The organism is Mesorhizobium sp. G2-6-1, from assembly GCF_055809095.1.
Genome location: NZ_CM147896.1, coordinates 1,164,994 through 1,190,448, shown reverse-complemented (window position 1 = coordinate 1,190,448; position 25,455 = coordinate 1,164,994). Strand labels below are relative to the sequence as shown.

The 25,455-nt window shown below is 57.3% G+C and carries 20 protein-coding genes and 5 pseudogenes; 18 read left to right on the top strand and 7 right to left on the bottom strand.

Features of this window, described 5'->3' with window-relative positions; all coding sequences use genetic code 11:
• Nucleotides 1–2 precede the first annotated feature (2 nt).
• Entirely contained in the window at nt 3–1,424 is a 1,422-nt protein-coding gene (locus AC0L7S_RS05670; protein WP_473473458.1) for a glutamine synthetase family protein, read from the bottom strand.
• A 174-nt stretch (nt 1,425–1,598) separates the two neighbouring features.
• On the opposite strand from AC0L7S_RS05670, the gene AC0L7S_RS05665 reads away from it, so the two are divergent.
• Genes AC0L7S_RS05665 through AC0L7S_RS05650 form a run of 4 tightly spaced genes read left to right on the top strand, consistent with a single transcriptional unit; the run spans nt 1,599 to nt 3,193 of the window.
• Nucleotides 1,599–1,982 (top strand): GFA family protein, encoded by a 384-nt coding sequence (locus tag AC0L7S_RS05665; RefSeq protein ID WP_473473457.1) that lies wholly within the window; start codon nt 1,599–1,601, stop codon nt 1,980–1,982.
• Nucleotides 1,983–1,992: 10 nt separating this feature from the next.
• Nucleotides 1,993–2,424 (top strand): DUF1801 domain-containing protein, encoded by a 432-nt coding sequence (locus AC0L7S_RS05660; protein ID WP_473473456.1) that lies wholly within the window; start codon nt 1,993–1,995, stop codon nt 2,422–2,424.
• 24 nt (nt 2,425–2,448) lie between these two features.
• Complete coding sequence (locus AC0L7S_RS05655) at nt 2,449–2,640, top strand: hypothetical protein (RefSeq protein WP_473474388.1); 192 nt, start codon at nt 2,449–2,451, stop codon at nt 2,638–2,640.
• Complete coding sequence (locus tag AC0L7S_RS05650) at nt 2,585–3,193, top strand: putative glycolipid-binding domain-containing protein (protein ID WP_473473455.1); 609 nt, start codon at nt 2,585–2,587, stop codon at nt 3,191–3,193. The genes AC0L7S_RS05655 and AC0L7S_RS05650 overlap by 56 nt, the downstream gene beginning before the upstream one ends.
• Here AC0L7S_RS05650 and AC0L7S_RS05645 read toward each other — a convergent pair.
• The gene (locus AC0L7S_RS05645; RefSeq protein WP_473473454.1) at nt 3,180–3,740 is read right to left on the bottom strand and encodes a 5-formyltetrahydrofolate cyclo-ligase; all 561 of its coding nucleotides are present in this window, start codon (nt 3,738–3,740) and stop codon (nt 3,180–3,182) included. The two genes, AC0L7S_RS05650 and AC0L7S_RS05645, sit on opposite strands and share 14 nt — an antisense overlap.
• A 238-nt stretch (nt 3,741–3,978) precedes the next feature.
• Here AC0L7S_RS05645 and AC0L7S_RS05640 point away from each other — a divergent pair, with 238 nt between their 5' ends.
• Nucleotides 3,979–4,830 (top strand): LysR family transcriptional regulator, encoded by an 852-nt coding sequence (locus AC0L7S_RS05640; RefSeq protein WP_473473453.1) that lies wholly within the window; start codon nt 3,979–3,981, stop codon nt 4,828–4,830.
• 35 nt (nt 4,831–4,865) lie between these two features.
• On the opposite strand, the gene AC0L7S_RS05635 is transcribed toward AC0L7S_RS05640, so the two are convergent.
• Nucleotides 4,866–5,081, bottom strand: coding sequence for a hypothetical protein (locus AC0L7S_RS05635; protein ID WP_473473452.1), 216 nt, complete (start codon nt 5,079–5,081; stop codon nt 4,866–4,868).
• Nucleotides 5,082–5,517: 436 nt separating this feature from the next.
• On the opposite strand from AC0L7S_RS05635, the pseudogene AC0L7S_RS05630 reads away from it, so the two are divergent.
• The 6 genes and pseudogenes from AC0L7S_RS05630 (at nt 5,518) to AC0L7S_RS05605 (ending at nt 13,196) form a co-directional block, all read left to right on the top strand.
• A pseudogene (locus tag AC0L7S_RS05630) lies at nt 5,518–7,534 on the top strand (hydantoinase/oxoprolinase N-terminal domain-containing protein).
• Nucleotides 7,535–7,688: 154 nt separating this feature from the next.
• Nucleotides 7,689–8,381 (top strand): RNA polymerase sigma factor, encoded by a 693-nt coding sequence (locus AC0L7S_RS05625; protein WP_473473451.1) that lies wholly within the window; start codon nt 7,689–7,691, stop codon nt 8,379–8,381.
• 230 nt (nt 8,382–8,611) lie between these two features.
• A complete protein-coding gene (locus AC0L7S_RS05620; protein ID WP_473473450.1) occupies nt 8,612–8,926 on the top strand; it encodes a cupredoxin domain-containing protein in 315 nt (104 codons plus the stop codon).
• Nucleotides 8,927–9,624: 698 nt separating this feature from the next.
• Nucleotides 9,625–10,163: pseudogene (locus AC0L7S_RS05615) on the top strand (flavodoxin domain-containing protein); the annotation flags it as partial.
• Between the two features lie 39 nt (nt 10,164–10,202).
• A complete protein-coding gene (locus tag AC0L7S_RS05610; protein WP_473474193.1) occupies nt 10,203–11,453 on the top strand; it encodes a diflavin oxidoreductase in 1,251 nt (416 codons plus the stop codon).
• A gap of 9 nt (nt 11,454–11,462) precedes the next feature.
• A complete protein-coding gene (locus tag AC0L7S_RS05605; RefSeq protein WP_473474192.1) occupies nt 11,463–13,196 on the top strand; it encodes an NADPH-dependent assimilatory sulfite reductase hemoprotein subunit in 1,734 nt (577 codons plus the stop codon).
• A gap of 92 nt (nt 13,197–13,288) precedes the next feature.
• Here the strand turns inward: AC0L7S_RS05605 and AC0L7S_RS05600 are convergent, their stop codons facing one another.
• Nucleotides 13,289–13,747: a DUF6314 family protein gene (locus AC0L7S_RS05600; protein WP_473474191.1), complete on the bottom strand. Its 459-nt coding sequence runs from the start codon at nt 13,745–13,747 to the stop codon at nt 13,289–13,291.
• Between the two features lie 201 nt (nt 13,748–13,948).
• Between AC0L7S_RS05600 and AC0L7S_RS05595 the strand changes: the two are divergent.
• Both AC0L7S_RS05595 and AC0L7S_RS05590 read left to right on the top strand, forming a co-directional pair.
• Nucleotides 13,949–15,015, top strand: a pseudogene (locus AC0L7S_RS05595) (YeiH family protein).
• Between the two features lie 10 nt (nt 15,016–15,025).
• Nucleotides 15,026–15,961 (top strand): LysR family transcriptional regulator, encoded by a 936-nt coding sequence (locus tag AC0L7S_RS05590; RefSeq protein ID WP_473473449.1) that lies wholly within the window; start codon nt 15,026–15,028, stop codon nt 15,959–15,961.
• 263 nt (nt 15,962–16,224) lie between these two features.
• Here the strand turns inward: AC0L7S_RS05590 and AC0L7S_RS05585 are convergent, their stop codons facing one another.
• Together AC0L7S_RS05585 and ilvD are read right to left on the bottom strand one after the other, a co-directional pair.
• Nucleotides 16,225–17,505 (bottom strand): amidohydrolase family protein, encoded by a 1,281-nt coding sequence (locus AC0L7S_RS05585; RefSeq protein WP_473473448.1) that lies wholly within the window; start codon nt 17,503–17,505, stop codon nt 16,225–16,227.
• Nucleotides 17,506–17,632: 127 nt separating this feature from the next.
• A complete protein-coding gene (gene ilvD / locus AC0L7S_RS05580) occupies nt 17,633–19,468 on the bottom strand; it encodes a dihydroxy-acid dehydratase (RefSeq protein WP_473473447.1) in 1,836 nt (611 codons plus the stop codon).
• Nucleotides 19,469–19,706: 238 nt separating this feature from the next.
• Between ilvD and AC0L7S_RS05575 the strand changes: the two genes are divergently transcribed.
• The 4 genes and pseudogenes from AC0L7S_RS05575 to AC0L7S_RS05560 all read left to right on the top strand — a co-directional run bounded on the left by AC0L7S_RS05575 (nt 19,707) and on the right by AC0L7S_RS05560 (nt 22,959).
• Nucleotides 19,707–20,180 carry a VOC family protein gene (locus tag AC0L7S_RS05575; protein ID WP_473473446.1) on the top strand — a complete coding sequence of 158 codons (474 nt, stop codon included), beginning with the start codon at nt 19,707–19,709 and terminating at the stop codon, nt 20,178–20,180.
• Nucleotides 20,181–20,262: 82 nt separating this feature from the next.
• Nucleotides 20,263–20,574, top strand: a pseudogene (locus AC0L7S_RS05570) (MAPEG family protein); the annotation flags it as partial.
• A protein-coding gene (locus AC0L7S_RS05565; protein ID WP_473473445.1) for an IS630 family transposase occupies nt 20,531–21,599 on the top strand; the annotation gives its coding sequence in 2 pieces (ribosomal slippage) (nt 20,531–21,018 and nt 21,017–21,599; 1,071 coding nt in all). The pseudogene AC0L7S_RS05570 and the gene AC0L7S_RS05565, both read left to right, overlap by 44 nt.
• 194 nt (nt 21,600–21,793) lie before the next feature.
• Nucleotides 21,794–22,959 (top strand): annotated as a pseudogene (locus AC0L7S_RS05560) (Mrp/NBP35 family ATP-binding protein).
• 86 nt (nt 22,960–23,045) lie between these two features.
• Here AC0L7S_RS05560 and AC0L7S_RS05555 read toward each other — a convergent pair.
• A complete protein-coding gene (locus AC0L7S_RS05555; RefSeq protein WP_473473444.1) occupies nt 23,046–23,495 on the bottom strand; it encodes an SRPBCC family protein in 450 nt (149 codons plus the stop codon).
• 147 nt (nt 23,496–23,642) lie between these two features.
• Here AC0L7S_RS05555 and AC0L7S_RS05550 point away from each other — a divergent pair, with 147 nt between their 5' ends.
• Nucleotides 23,643–25,445 carry an IlvD/Edd family dehydratase gene (locus tag AC0L7S_RS05550; protein WP_473473443.1) on the top strand — a complete coding sequence of 601 codons (1,803 nt, stop codon included), beginning with the start codon at nt 23,643–23,645 and terminating at the stop codon, nt 25,443–25,445.
• The last annotated feature ends 10 nt before the right edge of the window (nt 25,446–25,455 follow it).

Here is a 25,455-nt window from a genome sequence, read left to right as displayed (position 1 = left end):
TGTCAGACGTTCAAGAGCAGGTATTCCCGCTCCCAAGGGCTGATGACCTCCATGAAGGTTTCAAACTCTGCCCGCTTGATGGCAGCATAGGTCGAAGTGAAGGTCTTGCCGAGCATTTCGCTTAATGCCGCGTCGCCCTCGAACAGATCGACGGCTTCGAGCAACCCGCGTGGCAGGTCGATCTCATCCTCGTTGGCCGTGGTGCGCATCGGCGATTCAGCCTTGACCTTGCTGTTCAGGCCGACCAGGCCGCAGGCCAGCGAGGCAGCCAGCGCCAGATAAGGATTTGCATCCGACGATGGAATGCGGTTTTCGACGCGTCGCGCACCGGGGTCCGAGCGGGGAACGCGAAACGCCGTTGTGCGATTGTCATAGCCCCATTTGTTGTTGACGGGAGCCGAGGCGGCTTGTGTCAAACGGCGGTAGGAATTGACGTAAGGCGCGAAAATCGCCAGCGCATTCGGCACATGTTTTTGCATGCCGCCGATAAAATGGAAGAACGCGTCTGTCTCCGTGCCGTCTTCGTTCGAAAAAATGTTCTTGCCGGTTTTCTTGTTGATGATCGACTGATGGATATGCATCGCCGACCCCGGTTGACCCTGAATTGGCTTGGCCATGAAGGTGGCGTAAATGTCGTGTTTAAGCGCCGCCTCGCGGATCGTGCGCTTGAACATGAACACCTGATCGGCCAGTTCGACAGGATCGCCGTGACGCAGATTGATCTCGAGTTGGCCAGCACCCTCCTCATGGATCAGCGTGTCGATCTCCAAACCCTGATTTTCGGAAAAATGATAGATGTCGTCGATCAGTTCGTCGAATTCGTTGACGCCGGCAATCGAATAGCCGGCCCCGCCGCCGATGGCACGGCCGGAGCGCCCGACGGGCGGCGTCAGCGGATAATCCGGGTCGGGGTTCTTGTGGACGAGGTAGAACTCTATCTCGGGTGCCACCACGGGCTTTAGCCCGCGCTTGTCATAGGCGGCGACAACACGTTTGAGCACGTTGCGCGGCGTGAACTCGACCGAACGGCCATCTTGATGCACGAGGTCGCAGATGACGGCGGCGGTCGGGTCGTCTTCCCACGGCACGACGGTCAGCGTCGACAGGTCCGGCATCAGCTTGAGGTCGCCATCGTCTTCAGGATAGACGAAACCATTGCCATTTTCCGGGTAGCCGCCGGAAATCGTTGCCATGAATACGGCAGAAGGCAGCGCCAGCGACGTGTTGGAGGTGAATTTGCTGGACGGCATCATCTTGCCGCGCGCCACCCCCGCCTGATCGGGCGTAATGCATTCGATGTCTTCAATGCCGCGCCATTCAAGCCAACTGGCAGCTTCCTTCCAACTTTTCACACCGCGTCGGTTTTTGACGAATGCTGGAATACGGGTTCGCTTGGGGCGGACGTCCTTTTTGGCGGGCGGCATCAATCACCAGTCTTGGTTGCAATGTCGAGATTATGCCGTTTCATTTGGCGGAAGGGAAGGGCTGGACCAAGCGATTGATAAACGGGGCATGAAGCCGGACTGACACCAATATGTTGGTGTAGCTATTCTTCATCCGTCGACTATGTTCAGTGCGAGTTTGAGAGGATACGCAGTATGGATGGATACCGGGGCGGTTGCCTTTGCGGCGGCGTACGAATTGAAGCTTCAGGCTCCCCAAACAGGGTCGGCATTTGTCACTGCCTCGACTGCCGCAAGCATCATGGGGCTCTTTTTTATGCTGCCGCGATATTTCCCGACGATGCGGTGGCGATCAAAGGCGAGACGCGCGACTACGCCGGTCGGTTTTTCTGCCCTCGCTGCGGTTCGTCCGTTTTCGCACGCACCGGCGGCGAAATTGAAGTGCATCTGGGATCGCTGGATGCTCCTGATCGACTAATGCCAACCTATGAAAGCTGGATCGTTCGCCGCGAGTCATGGTTGCCGGCGTTTCCGCTTGAAAGACGATATGAGAGGGATCGCGATGACGCTGGCCACTGAAGAGTGCACAATGACGTACCCATCAATCCCTGAATCTGTCGCCGAAGTATTTGCGCGCTACCCTGCATCTGTACGGGCGCGGCTCCTGGAAATTCGCAAGCTGATTTTTGCAGTGGCCGCTGAGACCGATGGCGTTGGCCTGCTCACCGAAACGCTCAAATGGGGCGAACCGGCCTATCTCACCGAAGCGAGTAAATCCGGCACAACTATAAGGCTGGGAGTGCCAAGATCGGCACCTGACCAATGCGCGCTATTCTTCAACTGCAAGACGACGCTTGTTGAAACATTCCGCAGCCACTTTTCCAATGATTTCACATTCGAGGGCAACCGAGCGCTTGTGCTGCCCGCCACAGGCCCGTTGCCGAAAGACCTTCTGTCGCTGTGCCTGCGTGCGGCACTGACCTACCATCGCGGCCGAGCCAACTCCCGTTTGGGGCACTGATGCATATCGCGTCTAAAGGGATTCATGCTGGGACTTGAAGCGCGCAACATGAATCTCTTTAAACGCGACGCAGCTTTAGCTGTGATCCCTTGCGGCGCGGACGCTGCTATCCTGTGTTTAGAGGGTATTCTCGCGGGTCGTTGGCTGTTAAAATTTCCCTATGTTGCCGCTTCAAAACAACGCAAATTTTCGCACCGTGATTTGGCGGCGAATTGATCTGGTCGGTATGGATGCATGCCGTATCGATCGGAACGATGACGGCTACGCTATCTCGGGCACGGCAATCTACCTCGCCAATAATTGCCCCGTGAAAATGGAGTATCAAGTGATTTGCGATGCCGAGTGGTGCAGCCACTCAGCCAGATTACGAGGTTGGGTTGGAACCGAGGTCAAATCGCTTGATCTTTTACGATCTTCAGATGGCTCTTGGGCTGTGAATGGGAAGCATATTGAGGGTGTCGATGGTCTTGTGGACATAGACCTCGGCTTCACACCTTCCACCAATACGAATGCCATAAACCGACTGGGGCTTGAGATCGGTGTGTCGGTCGAAATGACGGCGGTTTGGCTTGATGTAGACGACTGGACGTTCAAACCATTGGTGCAGAGCTACCAGCGCCTTTCAAAAACTCTGCTTGGCTACGCGTCACCTTCGCATGACTATCAGGCTGAATTGCAAGTAGATGAGTTTGGAATCATTCAGTCATATCCGCAGCTTTGGGAAGCAATACCTGACGGGAATGGCTGTTTGGCGCTCACTCGTCCGTGACGATGGCATCCAACGCCACGTCGTGGGGCTGGGGGCGGATCGTCTCGATCCTGCTGGTGCCGTAGCCGACACCGATGGCGAATACGGATTGCCGCATTGCTGCAAGTGTTCTGTCGAAAAAGCCGCCGCCATAGCCAAGCCTGTAGTTGCTTGCATCGAAGCCGACGACGGGCGCAATCACGATATCGGGCCGAACCGGTGGGCCACGCGACGGCACGAGAATATCGCCAATGCTGCGTTCCAGCGGGTCGCCCGGCGACCACAAGCGAAATTCGAGCGGCCAGCCTTTGCGAATGGCAACGGGAAGCGCAATGCGTCCGCCACGTTCGATCACCCGGATCGACCAGTTGCGCAGATCGGGTTCACCCCGAACCGGCCAATAGCTGCTGACGATACGTCCACTGATCCTGCTGATGATCCGGTCAAGCCTGGCAGCGATTCGTTCGGCGCTGGCTTGCCGGTCCTGTGAGCTGAGCGCAAGCCGTTCATCTATCAGGCGTTTGCGCTCCGTCGCGCGCCATTGGGCGATGTTTGCCCATTGGTCCATGCCGCACTGCTCTTCGCCGCCTTTAGGCTTCAAATCGTGGCCGGCATGCTCGGGAGATGCAATTCTTCCCGCTGGTCTTCCTGCTGGCCGTTTTGGTTTTTCCTCTGCAGACATCTCACTTGCGCCTTCAAAAGTTTTGCGCGGCTCCACTCTGCGCATCGTCTCCTGCTTGAAAACGGAATACAAACGGAATTAAATGCTGTATTGATGCAAATAAATTGCACTAATGGGAGGCATCTTGGATATTGACCGCGCACGAACCTTTCTGGAGATCGTCCATTCCGGCAGTTTCCTGCGTGCAGCGGATCGGCTCCATGTGACGCAAACCACTGTCAGCGCGCGCATCCGCACGCTGGAAGAAGAGTTGGGACGCCAACTGTTCATTCGCAACCGCAACGGTGCGCATCTGACGCCGGCGGGCAGGGAATTCGAGCGATTTGCCCAGTCATTTGTGCAGATATGGGAGCGCGCGCGCCATCAACTTGCCATCCCGACCGGACGCACAAGCCTTGTGGCGATTGGCGGCGAGCTAAATCTGTGGAACCCGCTTCTGCTCGACTGGCTGGTCTGGATGAAAAAAGCCAAGCCCGAAATCGCCATCCATGCCCATGTCGGTGTTCCAGATCAATTGGTCGAGCAATTGCGAACCGGCGCTATCGACATTGCCGTATTATATGCGCCGAAACTGCTGCCCGGCTTCAAGGTTGAACTGGTGCAAGAAGAACAACTGGTGCTGGTGCGCACAAAGGACAGCGGTGAGGTCGCTTCCAGCGATTATGTCTATGTTGATTGGGGACCAATTTTTGCAGCCCAGCATGGCCCCGGCTCCGCGACATTCGGTGAACCGGACCTGCTTGTCGGTCTTGGGCCACTGGGTTTGAGCTACATTTTACGGGCGGGTGGAACGGGTTATTTCCGAAAAGGCGTGGTCGCGCCCTATATCGAAGCTGGCAAACTGGAGGTGGTCGACGGAGCGCCTGAGTTCACCTATCCGGCCTATGCCATCTATCCGGAGGCAAGCGAATCGCGCCCGGACGTTCAAGACGCCCTGGTCGGTCTGAAACATGTGGTGGATGAGTCAGGCAAATAGATGCTGGAGAGAGCGCAGCGTTGCTTGGCCCAAGCCTATCGGCCATCCCCGACGCTTTCACGCGCGGCGAGCAACGTCGTTATGACGAGGTCCCGCCCGGCTCTGTTAATGCCGACGCCGCGCGGCCTGTCGTCTGCCAGGCCAAGCGAAATCAGGCGCTCCGCCAGATCCTTCTCCAGTTCGGGATAGGGGCCGCGATTCATACGCTTGAGTGCCGTTTGCTCGTCTTTTGTCAGGTCGTTCCAGTTCATCTTAGCTTTCTGCCGATATTCATGAGACCCCAGTCTATAGACTACGCGACCGAGTAGCCCAAATCGCTCGTTCACCTTGATAAGGCATCGGGACATTCCGAAAACCGGCAACCACTTTTCGGCCCGATACTCTAGAAAGTCACAAAACCGGGCGCTCGGATGCTCCTTATGCGACGTGATATGGCGATTTTTGAGCGCAAGAATCTTGCATCAAAGGGGCAATAAATTTCGCTTGCTTTATTTTTATACGCAAGCAATTGGTCACGCCAACAGGTTCACTCTCGTAGCATGAACCCGTCCGCTACGAGGTGCAGAAAAGTAGACAGACCGCGCCGCCGACTATGGTGAAATCCGATAAACGGTGTCGCGGCTTCATTGCCGTTTTGAACAATGTGCGGAATGTTGAGGACCGGCGGGCATTGAGGGTAGGGTGGATATGACGACATCTGCGAAACAGGCTTGCGCGCTCTACCTCGGTATCGACACGGGCGGCACGTATACCGATGCCGTGCTTTGGTCGGAAAATACCGGGATCGTTGCCAAGGCAAAGTCGCTCACGACGCGCTATGATCTCGCAAAAGGCATTGCCGGTGCCGTCGATGCCGTTCTTGCACAGGCAGGTGTTCAGCCAAGCGTCATCAAATTGGTCTCGATGTCGACCACGCTTGCTACCAACGCATTGGTAGAAGGCCAAGGGGGCGCGTGGCGCTGGTGATGATCGGGTTCGGGCAAGACGATCTCGCCCGCAACGGCCTTGCTGGCGCACTCGGCACCGATCCGGTGATCTTTTGCACGGGCGGACATGATGTCCATGGCAATGCAACTGATTTGTCGCTTGAGGCGCTGGAAGCCGCCTTGCCTCAATTGGACGAAACCGTATCAGGGGTGGCTGTGGCCGGCTATTTCGCGGTTCGCAATCCCGAACACGAAATCGCGGCGCGTCATCTTATCCGGCAGCGCACACGCCTGCCCGTTACCTGTTCGCACGAACTGACCTCCAAGCTTGGGGGCCGCGCAGGGCATTGACCACGCTGCTGAACGCACGCCTGATTTCAATGATCGACAGGCTTGTCGATGCCACAGCCGGCTTCCTGGAAAAACGGGGGATATCCGCACCCCTGATGGTGGTGCGTGGTGACGGGGCGCTGATAACGGCGGAATTTGCCCGCGCCCGCCCCATCGAAACCATATTGTCGGGCCCTGCTGCCAGCCTTGTTGGTGCGCGCCACATGACCGGGCTGGACAATGCTGTGGTGTCGGATATCGGTGGTACGACTACCGATATTGCCGTGCTCGACAATGGCCGCCTGCGGCTCGATCCGGACGGCGCAACCGTTGGCGGCATGCGCACAATGGTTGAAGCCGTCGCCATGCGCACGTTCGGCCTTGGCGGCGATTCGGAAGTCGCGCTGAAAGACCATTCGCTCACCTCGGCCATTGTTCTCGGGCCGCGGCGGCTGGTGCCATTGTCGCTGGCAGCGGTCGAGCATGGAGACGTTATTGACAAGGCCTTGAACCGGCAATTGCTCAGCACGACCACCAGCCGGCTGGATGGTCGTTTCGCCATGCGAACCGGTGTCCCTGAACGATTGGCATCGGGTTTGTCTGTAACAGAAACGCGCCTCTACAACGATCTGACTTCGGTTCCCGCCGCACTTGACCGGCTGCTTGTCTCGACATCGCAGATAGCGACCCTCAACCGGCTCGTTCGGCGCGGCCTTGCTCATATAATCGGCTTCACCCCGTCTGACGCGGCCCACGCGCTTGGTCGGCAAAACAATTGGAACGCATCCGCCGCACGGCAAGGGGCTGAACTGTTCGCGCGCCGCCGCAACGGACAGGGACAGACCATCGCGCCCGACGCCGATGCATTTTGCGAAATGGTGCTTGCGGCAGTCACCCGGCGCTCGGCTGAGACCATGATTGAGACGGTTTTTGCCGAGGACGGCCTGGCGGCAGATGTGTCGATCAACAATGAGTTGGTGCAACGCGCAATCAACCGGCGAGATGGAATGGTGCGGCTGACAATTGCGCTTGACCGGCCCGTTATCGGACTGGGTGCTTCGGCTTATCTACATTATGCTGGCTTGCCGCCGTTGATCGGCAATGAATGCCGGATTGCCGAAGATGCCGATGTTGCCAATGCGCTCGGTGCGGTGGTTGGTCAGGTGCGGATGTCGGCTGAAGCGCGTGTCAGCCAGCCCGAGATTGGTCTTTTCCGCGTCAATGCCGGGGACAGGCTCGACGATTTCGACACCGAGGAAGAAGCAATGCGCGCGGCGGAAATCCACATTCGCGAGTTGGCGGGCCTTTTGGCGGAGCGCGCCGGAACCGATCAGGCCCGCATCGAGATCGAACGCGATATCAAGGTTGCGACGGTCGAGGGAGAGCGCAGTTTTGTTGAAGCCTTCGTTGTTGCAACGGCAACCGGCAGGCCCCGCGTCGCGAGTTGATGCAGCGTGTCCGTCCGCAGCGCGAGCAGATGGTGAAGTCTACGCACGATTGTGCCCCGAAACGGTCGATTGAACGGCATTTGACGGGGAGTTGAAAAAGGTGGGAACCTTTTCGCGCGGGTTCCATCTAATACTCAAAACGAGGAGTGTTGAAATGACGCCGGTCGTAAAGAGTATGATCCAGGCGACGAAGTCGCCCGACGATACCGAGTTGGTGCGCCGGTCAATTGCGCGCGACGGTGATGCTTTCCGCCTGATCATCAAAACATACAATCAACGCCTTTATCGTCTGGCCAGAGGCATTGTCCGCAATGACAGCGAAGCGGAAGATGTTGTCCAGGAAGGTTATGTTCGCGCCTTCACAAATCTCGAAAAATTTCGTGGCGATTCGTCTCTGGCGACCTGGCTGTCGCGTATTGTCATCAATGAAGCTCTCGGGCGCCTGCGCAAGAAACATCGGACCATGGAAATTCCTGAAGCAAGCAATGAGCGGGTGCAGGCCAACGTCATTCAGTTCCCTGCCAGTGCAAGCAATGAAGATCCAGAGCGGACCATGGCACAAAGGCAGATACTCGACCTTGTTGAAAAAGCGACCGACAATCTCCCCGACATTTACCGCACGGTATTCATTGCGCGCGTGATTGAAGGTTTGAGTATAGAGGAAACTTCCGAATTGCTGGACGTGCGCCCCGAAACCGTCAAGACGCGGCTGCATCGCGCCCGAACTATGGTGCGCAAGGAATTGGATGCGCAAATCGGGCCTGTCCTCATGGACGCGTTTCCGTTTGCAGGAAAGCGCTGCGAACGCCTGACCGTCGCCGTGATGAACCGGCTTGGCCTGAAGTGAGATATTGCCCGCCCGATTGCAGCGCATCGGCAATTATTCGGGAACATATCGGCATCTCGCGTATCAAATAGCAGACGGGTCAATCACGCAGCAGCATTGCATCCGTCTGAAGCATCGGACCGAAAAGTGGTTGCCGGTTTTCATAATGCCCAGATGCTCGATCAAAGTGATGGAGCGGCCTTTGTGCGTTCAGTTGGACGCATGCGCTTTAGACAAGGACAGGAAATACGATGCTGAAACAATCCTCGCTCATGATTGCAGCCTTGGCGCTGCTCATCTCAAGCACGGCGGTAAACGCCGAAACCATCAAGGTTACGATCAACAAACTCGTCTTTTCACCGTTGGACATTCAGGCAAAGGTTGGCGATACGATTGAGTGGGTCAACAATGATGTTTTTGCCCATACCGCCACCGTCAAAGGCGCTTGGGAAGTGATGCTGCCACCCAAGAAATCGGGCAGTTACGTCGTCAAGGAAGCCGGAACTATCGATTATTACTGCCGCTTTCATCCAAACATGAAGGGACGCATTACCGTATCCGACTAACGAGATCGGGTTCGCCGTTACGCCTGTTTGCTAACGGCCGTCAGTACCTGCTGGCTGTAAACCGGCCGTTGACCCGGTGCAGACAGCTTGAAAGAGCCACGCGTCCATTGCGACGCGGGGCAGGCGATGGGAAATCTTCGAAAGCCGCCGCAGGTTGGTTTCCCACAGGTGCGCCGTACCCCCTTCACGGTGCACCTCCTCGCCGCCTTTAAAGCAATTCCAGGAAAAGTGTGTAGCGGTTTTCCGCCCGGAATTGCGTAAGAGAAAGCATTCAATTCCAGGAAAAGTGTGTAGCGGTTTTCCGGCAACAATGACGAATAATCCTAGCGCCCTGTTGCCGCGATATGCAGGTTTGTGTCCTGTTACCGCGCTGTGTGCGAGAGAATTCACCGATTTTTCATGAGCGCGCGAAAAAAGTTTGCAGAATTATTTGCACGTTTGAACCACGAATCCGCGTCCGCCTAGAAGGAACGATTTGCCACCGGGTCGCCTGTTAGGATGCGCATTCCAAGAAAAGTTTCCAGCAATTTTCTTGTGGCTTATCAGCAATATCATTCATTTGTGCCGACGCGAATGGCACGGCAAATGTGACCTTGGCAGTCTTGAAAAATGCCTTGATTACAGTGGCTTCCGCCGTCGCCGAACGCCTTTTCTTGAGCGCGCGGGTGCACCGCTTTTGTTTGCCCAGGGAGCAATCCATGACCGTACACGAGTTTCCCGGACCGGGCCTTTCGGCCGAACAATGGGAGCGATTGAACACTTTGGCGGTATCGCTGAAGCCGGGTCAGGCTCTTTGGCTTAGCGGCTATTTTGCCGGCATTGAACACAGCGCCCGCGCGCTTGGCGATACTGCCGGTTTTACCCTTCCCCAGCCCCGATTGCCGCCTCAAGCTGCGCGTGGCGGAGACGTGCGCGCAATCACCATCCTTTATGGCAGCGAAACCGGCAACAGCACAGACGTCGCCAAATTGTTGAACGAGGCGCTGGGCAAGAGCGGAGCCAAGGCAACTCTGGTCGATATGGCCGACTACAAGCCTCGCAAGCTGAAGGACGAGCAGGATCTTATGATCGTCACCAGCACGCATGGTGAAGGTGAGCCGCCTTTGTCGGCACTTGGGTTCTTCGAATTCGTCGAGGGCCGCAAGGCCCCCGGCTCGAAGGTTTGCGCTACACCGTGCTGGCGCTTGGCGATTCCACATACGAGCATTTTTGCGGCGCCGGAAAGAGGCTCGACCAAAGGCTGGCCGAGCTTGGGGCGAGCCGTCTTCACGAGCGCGTGGATTGCGACGTCGATTATGATGAGCCGGCGTCAAGCTGGATTGCCAAGGCGGTAGCTTCCGTTTCGGAATTGACCGGGCAGGCAAAGACCGCAGCATCTGTCGCGACATCGGGTGCAAGTGAAGCGCCCGCATATGACAAGCGCGCTCCTTTTACCGCTACTGTCATCGACAATGTGGCGCTGACCGGGCGCGGCTCGAGCAAGGAGACACGCCATATCGAATTGTCGTTGGCGGGATCGGGCTTGAGTTTTGAGCCGGGTGATGCGCTGGGCGTCGTGCCGTGCAACGAGCCTGCCTTGGTCGAATCCTTGTTGGGCGAATTGTCACTTACAAGCGATGCGCCGTTAACGCTTAAAGGTGAGCAGAAGACGCTTGGCAAGGCGCTGTCCGAAACGCTGGAGATCACCGCGGCAACACCGCGCTTCATTGACAATTGGGCCGAGTTGAGTGGTGCAAAAGAGCTTCAGGATTTACGTGGAGACAACGCATTCGAGGCCCGCGCCGCCTTCCTTCGAGCCAATCACGTGATCGATATTGTAAGGCGGTTTCCTGTTGGCGGCATCGATGCCTCGGTGTTCGCGGCCGGCTTGCGGCCCTTGCAGCCCAGACTTTATTCCATAGCATCCAGCCTTTCGCTGGCTCCCGACGAAGTACATGTGACCGTCAGCACGGTGCGTTATGATTTGAACGGCGAGCCAAGGTCTGGCGTGGCTTCGGGGCAATTTTCCAACCGTGCGCAACCGGACACCGCATTGCCTGTCTATGTTCAGGCAAATCCGCATTTTCGCCTGCCCAAGAATGACGCGCCGATCATCATGATCGGGGCTGGCACCGGTGTCGCTCCTTACCGCGCATTCTTGCAGGAGCGCGAGGCAACGGAAGCGGCGGGCAAATCATGGCTGTTCTTCGGCGAGCGCAATTTCGATAGCGATTTTCTTTATCAGACCGAATGGCAGGATCACCTGAAAGAAGGGACCCTGACCCGCATGAATGTCGCCTTTTCGCGCGACAGCCAAACCAAGACCTATGTCCAGCACCGGTTGTTGGAAGAGGCGCGCGATGTCTATGCTTGGCTCGAACAAGGCGCACACATCTACATCTGCGGTGATGGTGCCCGTCTTGCGCCGGATGTTCATGCCACGCTCACTGAAATTATCCGCAAGGAGGGTGGCCACAGTAAGCCTGCCGCTGGTGAATATCTCGACGCCATGAAGAGCGCCCACCGTTATCAAATCGATGTCTATTGAGGTTGCATGATGACTTTGCTCGACAAGCAGACAGACCGCAGCCGTGACGTTTCGCAAAAACTCGAAAAGCTTGGTCCCGATGAAACGCTGAAGGATGGGAGCGACCAGTTGCGCGGCACGATTGCTGCGGGGCTGGATGCTGAACTGACCGCCGCTGTTCCCGGCGATGACATCAAGCTGATGAAGTTTCACGGCCTTTACCAGCAGGACAACCGCGACATCCGCGATGAACGGCGTCGGCAGAAACTCGAACCGGCTTTTCGCTTCATGGCGCGTGTGCGCCTGCCCGGCGGTGTGCTCAGCCCGAGCCAATGGCTGAAACTGGATGAACTGGGGCGTGCTCATGGCGGCGAATCCTTGCGTTTGACGACACGCCAGACCTTCCAGTTGCATCACTTGCATAAAAGCAGTTTGCGGTCCGTCATTCAGGGGTTGCGCGAGGTGCTGCTCGATACCAAAGCTGCCTGTGGTGACGATTCGCGTGGCGTCATGGCATCCATCAATCCGCAGCTTTCAAAGCTCCATGCCGAAATCCACGCTCTCGCCCAAAAGGCCAGCGATCACGCCATTCCCAAGACGGGTGCCTATCGCGAAATCTGGTATGGCGAGGAACGAACAGCGACTTCGGGGCCTGAGGAACCGCTCTATGGGCGCACCTATATGCCGCGCAAATTCAAGATCGGTTTTGTCATCCCGCCGATCAACGATATCGACGTTTATGCGCAGGACCTCGGTTTCATCGCCATCGCGGAAAACGGTGAACTAAAGGGTTTCAACATTGCAATCGGCGGCGGCATGGGGCGCACCGATCAGGCCCCGCATACCTATCCACGATTGGCTGACGTGATCGGCTATATCGACGCCGACAAGGCGTTGGAAACGTGCGATGCGGTGATGGCGGTACAGCGCGATTATGGCGACCGGCTTGACCGTGGCCGGGCGCGTTTCAAATATACGATCGACGACAAGGGCCTGGATTGGATCAAGGCCCAGATTGAAGAACGGCTTGGTTTTAGGCTGGCACCTGCACAGCCATACGCATTTACATCGAATGGCGACCCGATCGGCTGGACACGTGGACAGGACGGACGCGAACATTGCACGCTGTTCATCGAAAATGGACGCGTCAGCAATTTCCCAAACAAGCCGTTGCTCGATGGCTTGCGTGCTGTCGCGCAAATCCACAAGGGTATGTTTCGTGTAACCCCCAATCAGAATTTGATCATTGCCGATATTGCTCCTCAAGACCGTCCGGCTATCGAAGCGGTACTGAAAGAATTCAAACTCGATGGGCTGAACGCCGGAAGCGGGTTGCGCCTTAATTCGATGGCGTGTGTTGCCTTGCCGACATGCGGGTTGGCGATGGCCGAGAGCGAACGCTATTTGCCTGACCTCGTTAGCAAGATAGACGCCATTCTCGCCCGTCACGGTTTGAGCGAGGAGCCGATCACCATCCGCATGACCGGATGCCCCAATGGCTGTTCACGACCCTATATTGCAGAAATCGCGCTGACGGGCCGCGCGCCGGGAAAATACAATCTCTACCTTGGTGGCGGTTTTCATGGCCAGCGCCTCAACAAGATGGTGCTGGAAAATGTCGGAGAAGCAGCCATTCTCGAATTGCTTGGCGAGGTGGTGGAGCGTTTTGCCAACGAGCGCCAGCCAAGTGAGCACTTTGGCGATTTCGCAATCCGCGCTGGCTATGTGGCCGAGGTCAAGGCAGGAAAGCACTTCAACGACTGAGGCCGGAAGGGCCGCCAGCACTCGAATTCTCTATTCCGAAGCCGCCTGACATCATCCGGCAAGCGTCGGCTATCCTCACAAGCCCTGGCTAGTTACGCTTGTTGACGCCGCGAATAGCGTGTCAGGCTCGCATAACGCTTGCGCGGGCCGCGAACGCGCCAATATTCTGCCCACGCATCTGCATTTTGAAAAAAGAACCGCCCGGCATAAAAATCATCACCGCACAGGTGACGCACATTTTGTTGGGCGTTCAAATCAAGGTGGATAAATTCAGCGCCACCTGGAAACATGATCGCGGCCCCGCCTTCGCTCATGCGTAGCTTGTAGCGCCTGACCGCTTCGCTGGCTGTCGGGCCAATAAACAACTCGCCCCGTTCCCTAAACGAGCCCTCATCTATGGTAGCCAGGCCGACAAAATGGTGCTTGGTCCGGGTCAGGTGATCGACCAGAATTCGCCGCACATCCCAAACACCGACAAAGCAATGGCTGCCGCTCAAGCTATGTGCCGGGGCGGAAGACACTTCGCGGTGAATGGGTTCGTTTGACTTCATCGTCACGTATACGAGTAATCCGCTCCCATAACACGAGCCGCTACCGGCACGCCAGATCGAGCATGTCATCCCTGCCAGCGGGCCGCATAATGTGCCTGTCTTGTGATCGTTCGCGAAAATCGAACGATCCGACACGAATAATGCGTTGGAATGGTGAATAGAAGAATGCAATTCCCTGAGCAGTAAATATTGGAGAATTGCATGTCATCGCTCTCGTCGACATCCGCGAATTTGGACGGATATTCACCCAACGCCGCGCACACGCTGGCTAGCGGGATAAAGGAACGTGCGCCATCGTCGGGTGTGTGGCCTGGGATCATCCTGACTGCAATCGTCGCTGGCGCGGCCTTTTCGCTACGCGAATTGCCTGGTCTTGCGATCTTCAGTCCAATGATCTTGGCTGTCATTATCGGCATGATCTTTGCCAATGTCGTTGGTGTTTCCGCAAATACCAAGAGCGGTATAGCATTCAGCCAAAAGCGCCTGCTGAGATTTGCCATCATTATTCTTGGCTTCCAGCTGACGGCAACCCAGGTGCTTTCGATCGGCGGGTCCGGCTTTGGTATTGTCGCGCTCACCCTTGTTGCGACATTCGTCTTCACCGTAGCCTTGGGGCGTGTCATCGGCGTTGAACGCAAACTTGCCGAACTGATTGCGGCGGGCACTTCGATATGCGGTGCATCGGCAATCGTCGCCACAAATGCGGTTACGGCGGCGCGCGACGAAGATGTTGCCTATGCGGTCGCGTCGATAACCTTGTTTGGCACGATAGCCATGCTGGCCTACCCGCTGTTTGCGCCATTGCTGGGGCTTGATCAGTCCCATTTCGGGCTTTGGGCCGGCTCGTCCATCCATGAGGTGGCGCAAGTCATTGGTGCGGCTTTCCAAAATGGACCGCAGGCAGGTGAGATCGGCACCGTTGCCAAGCTTTCACGGGTGGCGATGCTGGCGCCGGTGGTGATAGGGCTCGGGTTTTTGCCCACCGCCGTAGTGGTGGTGAGTCATCGGCGCGGCCACCAATGCCCTGGTTCGTTGTTGCATTCATTGCCGTGGTGGCGTTGAACAGCGTCGTCAGCATCCCGGATGAAACACGCTCGACGGTGTCGCTCGTCACGACCGTTCTGTTGTCGATGGGATTGGCGGCAATGGGGTTGCAGACCGATATTTCCGAAATCCGCTCACGCGGCTTTCGCCCGCTGCTTCTTGCACTTTCCGCGTTTGTGTTTATCGCTTGCTTCAGCCTGTTGCTTGTAAAGCTGGTGGGTTGAAAGAGGCCGGATGACGCTTGAGCAGTTGCGGATATTTGTTGCGGTAGCCGAGCGCGAACATGTTACCCGCGCCTCGGCTGACCTCAACCTCACGCAGTCGGCGACAAGCGCCGCGGTCGCTGCACTCGAAGCCCGCTACGCGACGAAATTGTTCGACAGGGTCGGCAGGCGTATTGCGCTGACCGATGCCGGACGTATCTTTCTGGTCGAGGCAAAGGCGGTTCTGGCGCGCGCCGCCACAGCCGAACTCGTCCTGGCGGATCTGGCAGGGCTCAAGGTCGGGTCGCTGACGCTTGCTGCCAGCCAGACCGTTGGAAATTACTGGCTTCCAAAGCTGATCCATATCTTCCGCTCGACCTATCCCGGCCTGTCGGTCACGCTCACCATGGGCAATACCGAAACGGTTGCCGCACTGGTGCGCGACGGTGCCGCCAATCTCGGCTTCGTGGAAGGAAGTGTGACGGAGCCGGCGCTCCAATCTACCGCAGTTGCAGACGACGAGCTGACGCTGATCGTGCCCACCGGCCATGCGTGGACGAAGCCTCGCCCAAGGGCAAGCTCAGGGGCAGGGTCAGGGGCAAGCATTGATTTGACATCGACGCGCTGGGTTTTGCGTGAACCGGGCTCTGGCACGCGTTCCATTCTCGAAACATTGCTGCGCGAACGCGGTCTGCGTTTTGCCGACATTGATATCGGCCTTATTTTGCCGACCAACGAAGCGGTTCGCGCTGCTGTCGAATCAGGTGCCGGCGCAACGGTCATGTCGAAACTCGTCGCTGCAAACGCATTGCGAACCGGCAATCTCGTAGCGGTAGATTATATCGTGCCACGTCGCCAGTTTTTCATGCTGCGTCACAGCCAGCATCATGTGACGGCGGCAGAGCGGGAGTTTGTGCGTCTGGTTGAGGAAGAGACGGCTCGCAGTCGCAAGTCGGTCACTGACTGATTCAATCCTGCCTGAGAGCAATTCAGCGAACCCATCAAAAATTGAACCGCTAAGTTTACAGTTGCATATTGGTTTGCTTCCTTCTCCCCCTCGAGGGGAGAGATTGGCCAGTCGCCATTGATCGCACTTGTTGCGCACTGATGGTGATTGATGAAAGACAATAATGAAGGCTGATCTCCCCACCTGAGGGGGAGATGTCCGGCAGGACAGAGGGAGGTCAATATAGGTGGTAGTGGCCGCGAATTGAATTCGCAACTGTCGTGCTAACCGGCTTCGTGTCGGCGATTTACCGAAGCAGGACGGTTGGCGATGGACAGCCTGGTTTCGCGTTGATCGCGCTCGGCAACCACTTTGCCACGCGCAATCACGCAAAGCCGTTCAGCGCGAAGGCGAATGGCTTCGACCGGGTTGCCAGCGTCGAGCACGACGAGGCTTGCCCGCTTGCCGACTGCAAGCCCAAGATGGTCAAGGCCCATAATGGCGGCGTTGACATTTGTGACCATGTCGAAGCAGCGCGCCACATCCGCAGGGCTCGACATCTGGGCCACATGCAACCCCATGAAAGCCACGTCGAGCATGTCTGCGGTCCCTAGTGAATACCAGGGGTCGAGCACACAATCCTGCCCCCAGCCAACACGAATGCCATGCGCCAGCATCTCGGGAACCCGCGTCAGGCCCCGGCGCTTGGGGTACGTGTCGTGACGCCCTTGCAGCATGATGTTGATGAGGGGGTTTGGAATGACACTGATCTGCGCTTCGCCAATCAGCGGCAACAATTTGGATACGTAGTAATTATCCATCGAATGCATGGATGTGAGGTGCGAGCCCGCGACCCTGCCATGCAGGTTCAGGCGTTGCGTCTCGTAGGCCAGTTGTTCGATGTGACGCGAATTCGGATCGTCGCTTTCGTCGCAATGCATATCGACCATCAGACCGCGTGCCGCAGCGATCTCGCACAGTTCGGTGACGGAGCGCGTGCCTTCGATCATGGTGCGCTCAAAATGGGGAATGCCACCGACAATCTCGACACCCTTGCCGAGGGCGCGGATAGTGTTCTCGCGCGCATGGGGCGAACGGTAGAACCCGTCTTGCGGAAAGGCGACCAATTGCAGGTCGATATAGGGTGCGACCTGCTTTTTGACGTCGAGCAGGGCATCGACGGCCAGTAATCGGTCATCGCAGACATCGACATGGGAACGAATGGCGAGCAATCCCATCGACACCGCCCAGTCGCAATAGGTGAGCGCCCGTTCACACACCGCTTCAAAGGTCAGGAGCGGTTTCAGTTCTCCCCAAAGCGCGATGCCTTCAAGCAGCGTTCCCGACGCATTGATGCGCGGTATCCCGTAGGAAAGCGTTGCATCCATGTGGAAATGCGGATCGACAAAGGGCGGCGAGACGAGGTTGCCGGAAGCATTGATGACGGTTTTCGCCTCTGCCTCGATCCTCGGCTCGATTGCAGCAATCGTTTCGCCTTCGATGCCGATATCGGCGACCCTGCCGTCAGGCAACGTGCCGCCGCATATGATGACATCGAAAGCCATTATGCCACAGCCCCCAGATCACGATGATTCAGGATCGAATCGATCCAAAATCATGAACGTGATCGATTCCAATAAGTTTGAGCGGGATGCGGGCGCAAAACCGGTATCCACTTTTCCTCATCCCGCTCTAGTCGGGAACGTGACGCACTGCACCCTTGGCCGCACTGGTCGCCATAGATGCATAGGCGCGCAGCGCCGTGGTGATCTTGCGCTTGCGCTTTTCCACCGGTTTCCATCCAGCCGCATCCTGCGCGCTGCGACGGCTGGCAAGTTCGCCATCGTCCACGGCGAGGTGGATGGTCCGGTTGGGGATGTCGATCTCGATGCTATCGCCCTCGCGCACCAGTCCGATCAAGCCGCCTTCCGCCGCTTCGGGCGAGACGTGGCCGATTGACAAGCCCGACGTGCCACCGGAAAACCGACCATCGGTGATGAGCGCACAAGCCGCGCCCAATCCCTTCGATTTCAGATAGCTGGTCGGATAGAGCATTTCCTGCATACCGGGGCCGCCACGCGGGCCTTCATAGCGGATGACCACGACGTCGCCTTCCTTCACCTCGTTGGAAAGAATGCCTTTGACCGCAGCGTCCTGACTTTCGAAAACCTTGGCAGGGCCGGTGAATTTCAGGATTTTTTCATCGACGCCTGCTGTTTTCACGATGCAGCCGTCGAGCGCGACATTGCCCTTGAGCACGGCAAGGCCGCCATCCTTGGAAAACGGATGTTCAGCGTCGCGGATCACGCCATTTTCGCGGTCGAGATCGAGTTCAGCCCACCGCCGCTCCTGGCTGAAGGCAGTTTGCGTGGGCACGCCGCCCGGTGCTGCGAGGAAGAAATCGCGCACTTTCTGGCTGTTGGTGCTGGAAATGTCCCAATGCTCGATGGCCTGTCCAAGTGTGGCGGTATGCGTGGTGGGCAGGTCGCGATTGATGAGGCCGGCCCGGTCCAATTGACCGAGAATGGCCATGATGCCACCTGCACGGTGGACGTCTTCCATATGAACGTCGGCCTTGGCTGGCGCGACCTTGCAAAGGCAGGGAACGCGACGCGACAGCTTGTCGATATCGTCCATGGTGAAGTCGATTTCACCTTCATGCGCCGCCGCCAGAATATGCAACACGGTATTGGTCGAGCCGCCCATGGCGATGTCGAGTGTCATGGCATTTTCGAACGCGCCCTTGGAGGCGATGTTACGCGGCAGGGCGCTTTCATCGTCCTGCTGATAGTAGCGTTGCGCAAGATCGACAATCAGGTGACCGGCTTCGACAAACAGGCGCTTGCGATCAGCGTGCGTGGCAAGGGTTGAGCCATTGCCCGGCAACGAAAGACCAAGCGCTTCCGTCAGACAGTTCATCGAATTGGCGGTAAACATGCCCGAGCACGAGCCGCAGGTCGGGCAGGCCGAGCGCTCAATGGCGTTTACGTCTTCGTCGCTCATCTTGTCGTCGGCGGCTGCCACCATGGCGTCCACCAGGTCGAGCGCATGCTCCTTGCCCTCAATCACCACTTTACCGGCTTCCATGGGGCCGCCGGACACGAACACGGTGGGGATGTTGAGGCGCAGCGATGCCAACAACATGCCGGGCGTGATCTTGTCGCAATTGGAGATGCAGACCATGGCGTCGGCGCAATGCGCATTGACCATATATTCGACTGAATCGGCAATGATTTCGCGCGATGGCAGCGAATAAAGCATACCGTCATGGCCCATGGCGATGCCATCGTCGACAGCGATGGTATTGAATTCCTTGGCCACACCTCCGGCCTTTTCGATCTCACGGGCAACGAGTTGGCCGAGATCTTTCAGATGCACATGGCCAGGCACGAACTGGGTGAAGGAGTTGACCACGGCAATGATCGGTTTGCCAAAGTCCGAGTCCTTCATGCCCGTGGCGCGCCACAGGCCGCGTGCGCCTGCCATGTTGCGGCCGTGGGTCGTTGTTCGCGAGCGATAGGGTGGCATGAAACTGTCCTTGCTTCCGGCACCGGCCCGCAGGCACGGTGCATCGTCAAAATATGGGTCTTTGGCTTTATATACGTCCTGTTTGCCTCTGGCCATATTTTTGCACTGAGCCAGCTTTGTTCGGTGCGGTTATATTCTCGCACCCCGAGAATTTTTCCCGTTTGTCGGAACCGGACCGGCTGGATCGTTCTTGGAAAGGTGGCGGACACGACACCTCGCAAACACAAGGGAGCGTATGATGCAGAAGATCACCCCATGCCTGTGGTTCGACGGCAATGGTGAGGACGCCATCGAATTTTATTCAGGCATTTTCAAGAACGCGAAAATGAGTAACGTGCTGCGCAACGGCAAGGATGGACCCGGCCCAGAAGGCTGCGTTCTGGTCGCGGATTTCGAACTCGATGGAGTCGCGTTTCAGATTCTCAATGGCGGGCCGGATTTCAAGTTCAACGAAGCGATCTCACTGTCGATCGATTGCAAATCGCAACAAGAAGTCGATCATTACTGGAGCAAATTGCTCGAAGGTGGCGGCAAGCCGGTCGCATGCGGCTGGCTCAAGGATAAGTTTGGCCTGTCATGGCAGGTCGTGCCCGATATGCTACCGAAACTTCTGCGTGACCCGGATAAGGCCAAGGCAAGCAGGGCCATGCAGGCGATGATGCAGATGGTCAAGATCGATATTGCCGCGCTGGAAAAGGCTGCCAAAGGCTGACCTGCAAAGCGCCAACGGGACATTCTGGTGTGCAAGGCGAAAGTCCTGACCTTCGTCGCAGAGTTGCGATAACCGCGACAACCCGCCCCAAATGTCTGTTGTCGCTGCCCGCCTGGACCGCGCCAAGAACAACATGCTGGAGGCTCTCCCGGTATTCTTTGCCCTCGTGCTGCTGGCGTTGGTCAAAGGTGGTGACACGAGCGGTGTGGCCCGTGCGGCATCGGTCTTCCTCGTCGCACGCATTATATATGTCCCTGCCTATGTAATACCAACGGTTTTGGGTGCTGACTCTTTCGTGATTTTGGAGGGTCGCGGAACCATGATTCCATGTTGTCGAAGGAGATTTGGCGATGGGATCGGCGGTAACGATACGAACGGACTACTCTGCGGCTGAGCTTCGGCAGCTTGCGAAGAGTTCGAAGAACACCAATCAAAGCCGGCGACTTCTGTCGCTTGCGGCTTTGCTTGAGGGGATGAGCCGATCCGATGCGGCGCGGGTCGGAGGCATGGACCGCCAGACGCTGCGCGACTGGGTGCATCGGTTCAACACAGCGGGGCCCGATGGACTTCTCAACCGCTGGTCGCCGGGGCCGTCATCGCGGCTGTCGCCCGAGCAGAAGGTGGAACTGGCGGCTCTCGTGGAGAAGGGCCCGGACCGTGCCATTGACGGCGTGGTGCGTTGGCGTCGGATCGACCTGCAGAAAGTCATCAAGGGGCGTTTCGGCGTCGATTATCACGAACGCTATGTCGGCAAGCTCTTGAAGGAACTCGGCTTCTCCCACATGAGTGCTCGACCACGTCATCCCGCACAGGATGCCGAGATCATCGAGGCTTATAAAAAATTTCCCGCGCACGCTGAAGGCGCACCTGGCCGACTTGCCCAAAGGCAAACCCGTCGAAATCTGGTGGCAAGACGAAGCCCGCATCGGCCAGAAAAACGGCATCGTTAGGCAATGGGCAAGACGCGGCACCAGGCCGCGCCAGCCCGCCGACCAGCGCTACAAGAACGCCTATTTATTCGGCGCCATCTGCCCGGCACGGGGCAAGGGCGCTGCCCTTGCCCTCCCGTTTGCCGACACCGACGCCATGCAGTTGCACATCGATGAGATCAGCCGTCACGTCGCCAGAGGTGCGCATGCGGTGCTGCTCATGGATCGCGCCGGATGGCACACCACAGCAAAGCTCAACGTGCCCAGGAATATCACGCCGATCTTCCTGCCCTCGCGCGCACCGGAATTGAACCCGGTCGAAAACATCTGGCAATATCTGCGCGCTAACTGGCTCTCCAATCGCGTCTTCGACACCTATGAAGACATCATCGATGCAGCGTGCGAGGCTTGGCAAAAACTCCTCGCCCAGCCGAAGTCCATCACTTCAATCGGAATGCGTAGTTGGGCTCATGTCGGTCAAACGTCATGACCCTTGGTATAAGCGGCATTCCCATGCTGCGGTCACTCGTCTGGTTTGCGGGGGTTGGCAGTCTCTTCATGATGGCGTGGCCATTGATCTAGGGTCAGGACCCATTGACACGAGGTCTTGGCGCTTGGTCTGCAGGCAAATCTGCACTATCTCAATCTTGGCCGATCACACGGCCAGGGAATGAGGAATGAACTATGTCTGTTACCAACGAAATCGTTCTTGAACGTCTGAAAACGGTGAGTGGGCCGGATTTCTCCGGCAACATTGTCGATTTGGGGATGGTTTCCGAAATTTTTATCGCCAGCGGCAAGGTGTTTTTCTCGATAACAGTGCCCGCCGCCCGCGCCGATCAAATGGAGCCACTGCGAGCCGCCGCAGAACGTGCCGTCAAGGAGATACCCGACGTTGCGGGTGCTGTCGTGGCATTGACCGCTGAAAAAAAGGTGGTGGCATGGAAGCGCCCGTGCAACCCCGTCCGACCTCGAAACCCGCGCCACCTCCTGCCGCCCGGCCTGCCGCACATGCACCGGCTTCGCGCACCTCGGGAAAACGTGGCGTGCCGGGTATCGAAGCGATCATTGCCGTTGCTTCCGGCAAAGGCGGGGTCGGAAAGTCGACAACGGCGGTCAATATTGCGCTCGGTCTGGCAGCCAACGGGTTGAAGGTCGCCATACTTGATGCCGACATTTACGGCCCCTCCATGCCCAGGCTTCTCGGCATCAAGGGACGCCCGCAAACGGTTGACGGCAAGGTTCTCAAACCCATGGAAAACTACGGCTTGAAAGCCATGTCGATGGGATTCCTCGTCGACGAGGATACGCCGATGATCTGGCGCGGCCCAATGGTGATATCAGCTTTGACGCAAATGTTGCGTGAGGTTGAGTGGGGCCCATTGGATGTGCTTGTCGTCGATATGCCTCCGGGCACGGGTGACGCTCAGCTTACCATGGCTCAACAGGTGCCGCTTGCCGGTGCCATTATCGTCTCGACGCCGCAGGATCTGGCATTGATTGACGCCCGCAAAGGGCTCGCCATGTTCCAGAAAGTCGATGTGCCGCTTCTTGGCATCGTTGAAAACATGAGCTATTTCGTCGCACCCGACACCGGAAATCGCTACGATATTTTCGGTCATGGCGGGGCGAAAAAGGAGGCCGAGCGTCTCGGCGTTACATTCCTCGGTGAAGTGCCGCTGGAAATGGGTATCCGCGAAAGCTCCGACGAGGGGCGCCCGGTGGTCGCCGTCAAGCCCGACGGACCTGAAGCCATGATCTATCGCGACATCGCCGCCAGAGTGTGGGAACGCCTTCAGGAAGAAAAAGGCGTGGCTGCGGCATCAACGCCGGCAATTGTTTTTGAATAAGCAATCCCAGGAAAAGTGTGTTGCGGTTTTCCGTCCGGGATTGCGTAAAGCAGAGAGCAATCCCAGGAAAAATACGGGAGGGGTTTTTACCCTCCCACTTTCTCGCTGAAAGTCGTGAAGAACTGACCTGCGAGCTTCTTGGATGTCGACGCGATCAAACGGCTTCCAAGCTGAGCAATCTTGCCGCCCACATCTGCTTTGGCTTCGTATTTCAGGATGGTTGCATCATCGCCATCCGGGGTAAGCGTAACGTCCGCGCCTCCTTTGGCGAAACCCGCAATACCGCCCTTGCCCTCGCCTTGAATTGTGTAGGAGTGCGGCGGCTTGAGGTTCTTCAACGTCACCTCGCCATTGAACGTGGCCTTGATCGGACCGATTTTCAGAACAACGGTCGCAGCCAGTTCCCTGTCTGATTTCTTTTCGAGGCTCTGGCAGCCGGGAATGCTCGCCTTCAATATCTCCGGATCGTTCAAAGCCGCCCAGACCGTCTCGATTGGAGCCGATATGCGTTCTTCGCCTTCAATTGCCAATGCCATTTACGTCTCCATCTTGATCTCGCCCAATGCCCTAGCCTGCACCTAGGGAAATGTCTATCGCATGAAAATCGGACATCGTGAACCGTCGCCACTTGCCCATCTGTCAACATTGCCATATCCATTTGTCGTACAAATACGGAGAGGATGATGTCAGGCGCGCCCACCGGCAAGAAATTCCGCTCGCAAGAGTGGTTCAACAATCCAGACAATCCGGGTATGACGGCGCTCTATCTGGAGCGTTATCTCAACTATGGTTTGACCCGTGCGGAGTTGCAGTCCGGCAAACCCTTGATCGGGATTGCCCAGACCGGTTCTGATTTGTCGCCTTGCAATCGTCATCATATCGAACTGGCAAAACGCGTGCGCGAAGGGATTGTCGCGAAAGGTGGCATTCCATTCGAATTTCCGTGCCATCCCATCCAGGAAACAGGCAAACGCCCGACCGCCTCGCTTGACCGCAACCTCGCTTATCTCTCCTTGGTCGAAGTGCTCTACGGGTATCCGATTGACGGTGTGGTCCTGACGATTGGGTGCGACAAGACAACGCCAGCACTGCTGATGGCGGCTGCCACGGTCAACATTCCCGCAATCGCGCTCTCGGTCGGCCCGATGCTCAATGGTTGGCACAAGGGTAAACGCACCGGTTCGGGCACCATAGTGTGGGAATCGCGCCAGCGCCTGTCGGCTGGTGAAATCGACTATGAGGAATTCATGGATATTGTTGCATCGTCGGCACCATCGGTCGGCTATTGCAACACCATGGGAACCGCGACCACCATGAACAGCCTTGCCGAGGCTCTGGGAATGCAACTGCCCGGTTCGGCGGCAATTCCCGCGCCTTATCGCGAACGCGGGCAGATTTCATATGAAACCGGCAAACGCATCGTCGAGATGGTTCATGAGGATTTGAAACCGTCCGATGTCATGACGCGCGAAGCGTTCGAGAACGCAATTGTCGTCAATTCCGCCATCGGCGGCTCAACCAATGCGCCCATCCATCTGAACGCCATCGCCCGTCATCTTGGCGTTCCGCTAGACAATGACGACTGGCAAAAGATCGGTCATCATGTGCCTTTGCTGGTCAATTTGCAGCCAGCCGGGGAGTATCTCGGTGAAGACTACCACCATGCTGGCGGCGTCCCGGCTGTTATCGCCGAACTTATGCACGCAGAGTTACTCCCGTATCCCGACGCCATCACAGTCAACGGCAAGACGATGCGTGAAAATTGCGCGGGCTCACAAAATTTCGATACCAAGGTTATTTGCAAGGCGGGCGAGCCGCTTTTGCAGGACGCAGGCTTTATCAACCTCAGCGGCAACCTGTTCGACAGTGCGATCATGAAAACCAGCGTCATCTCCGGGGAATTTCGCGACCGTTATTTGTCGAACCCGCGCGATCCCGAGGCTTTTGAAGGCAAGTCGGTTGTTTTCGACGGCCCCGAAGATTATCACGCCCGCATCGACGATCCATCTGAAAATATTGACGAATATACGATCCTGGTGATGCGCGGCGCCGGTCCGGTCGGCTATCCCGGCGGGGCCGAGGTGGTGAACATGCAGCCGCCCGCTTATCTCATCAAACGCGGCATTCATTCCTTGCCCTGCATTGGCGATGGCCGACAGTCGGGCACGTCCGGCACACCCTCCATCCTCAACGCGTCCCCGGAAGCGGCGGTCGGTGGCGGCTTGGCGTTCCTGAAAAATGGCGACCGTTTGCGTGTCGATCTGCGCAAGGGCACGGTTGATCTTCTTGTGACCGATGCTGAAATCACCCGCCGCCGCGCCGAATTGCAAAATGCTGGGGGTTATGATTACCCGGCGCATCAAACGCCCTGGCAGGAAATTCAGCGCGGCATCGTCGACCAGTTCTCCGCCGGGATGGTGCTGAAACCGGCGGCTAAATATCAGGATGTGGCGCATACCAGAGGCACGCCCCGCGATAATCACTAAACCAATTGCG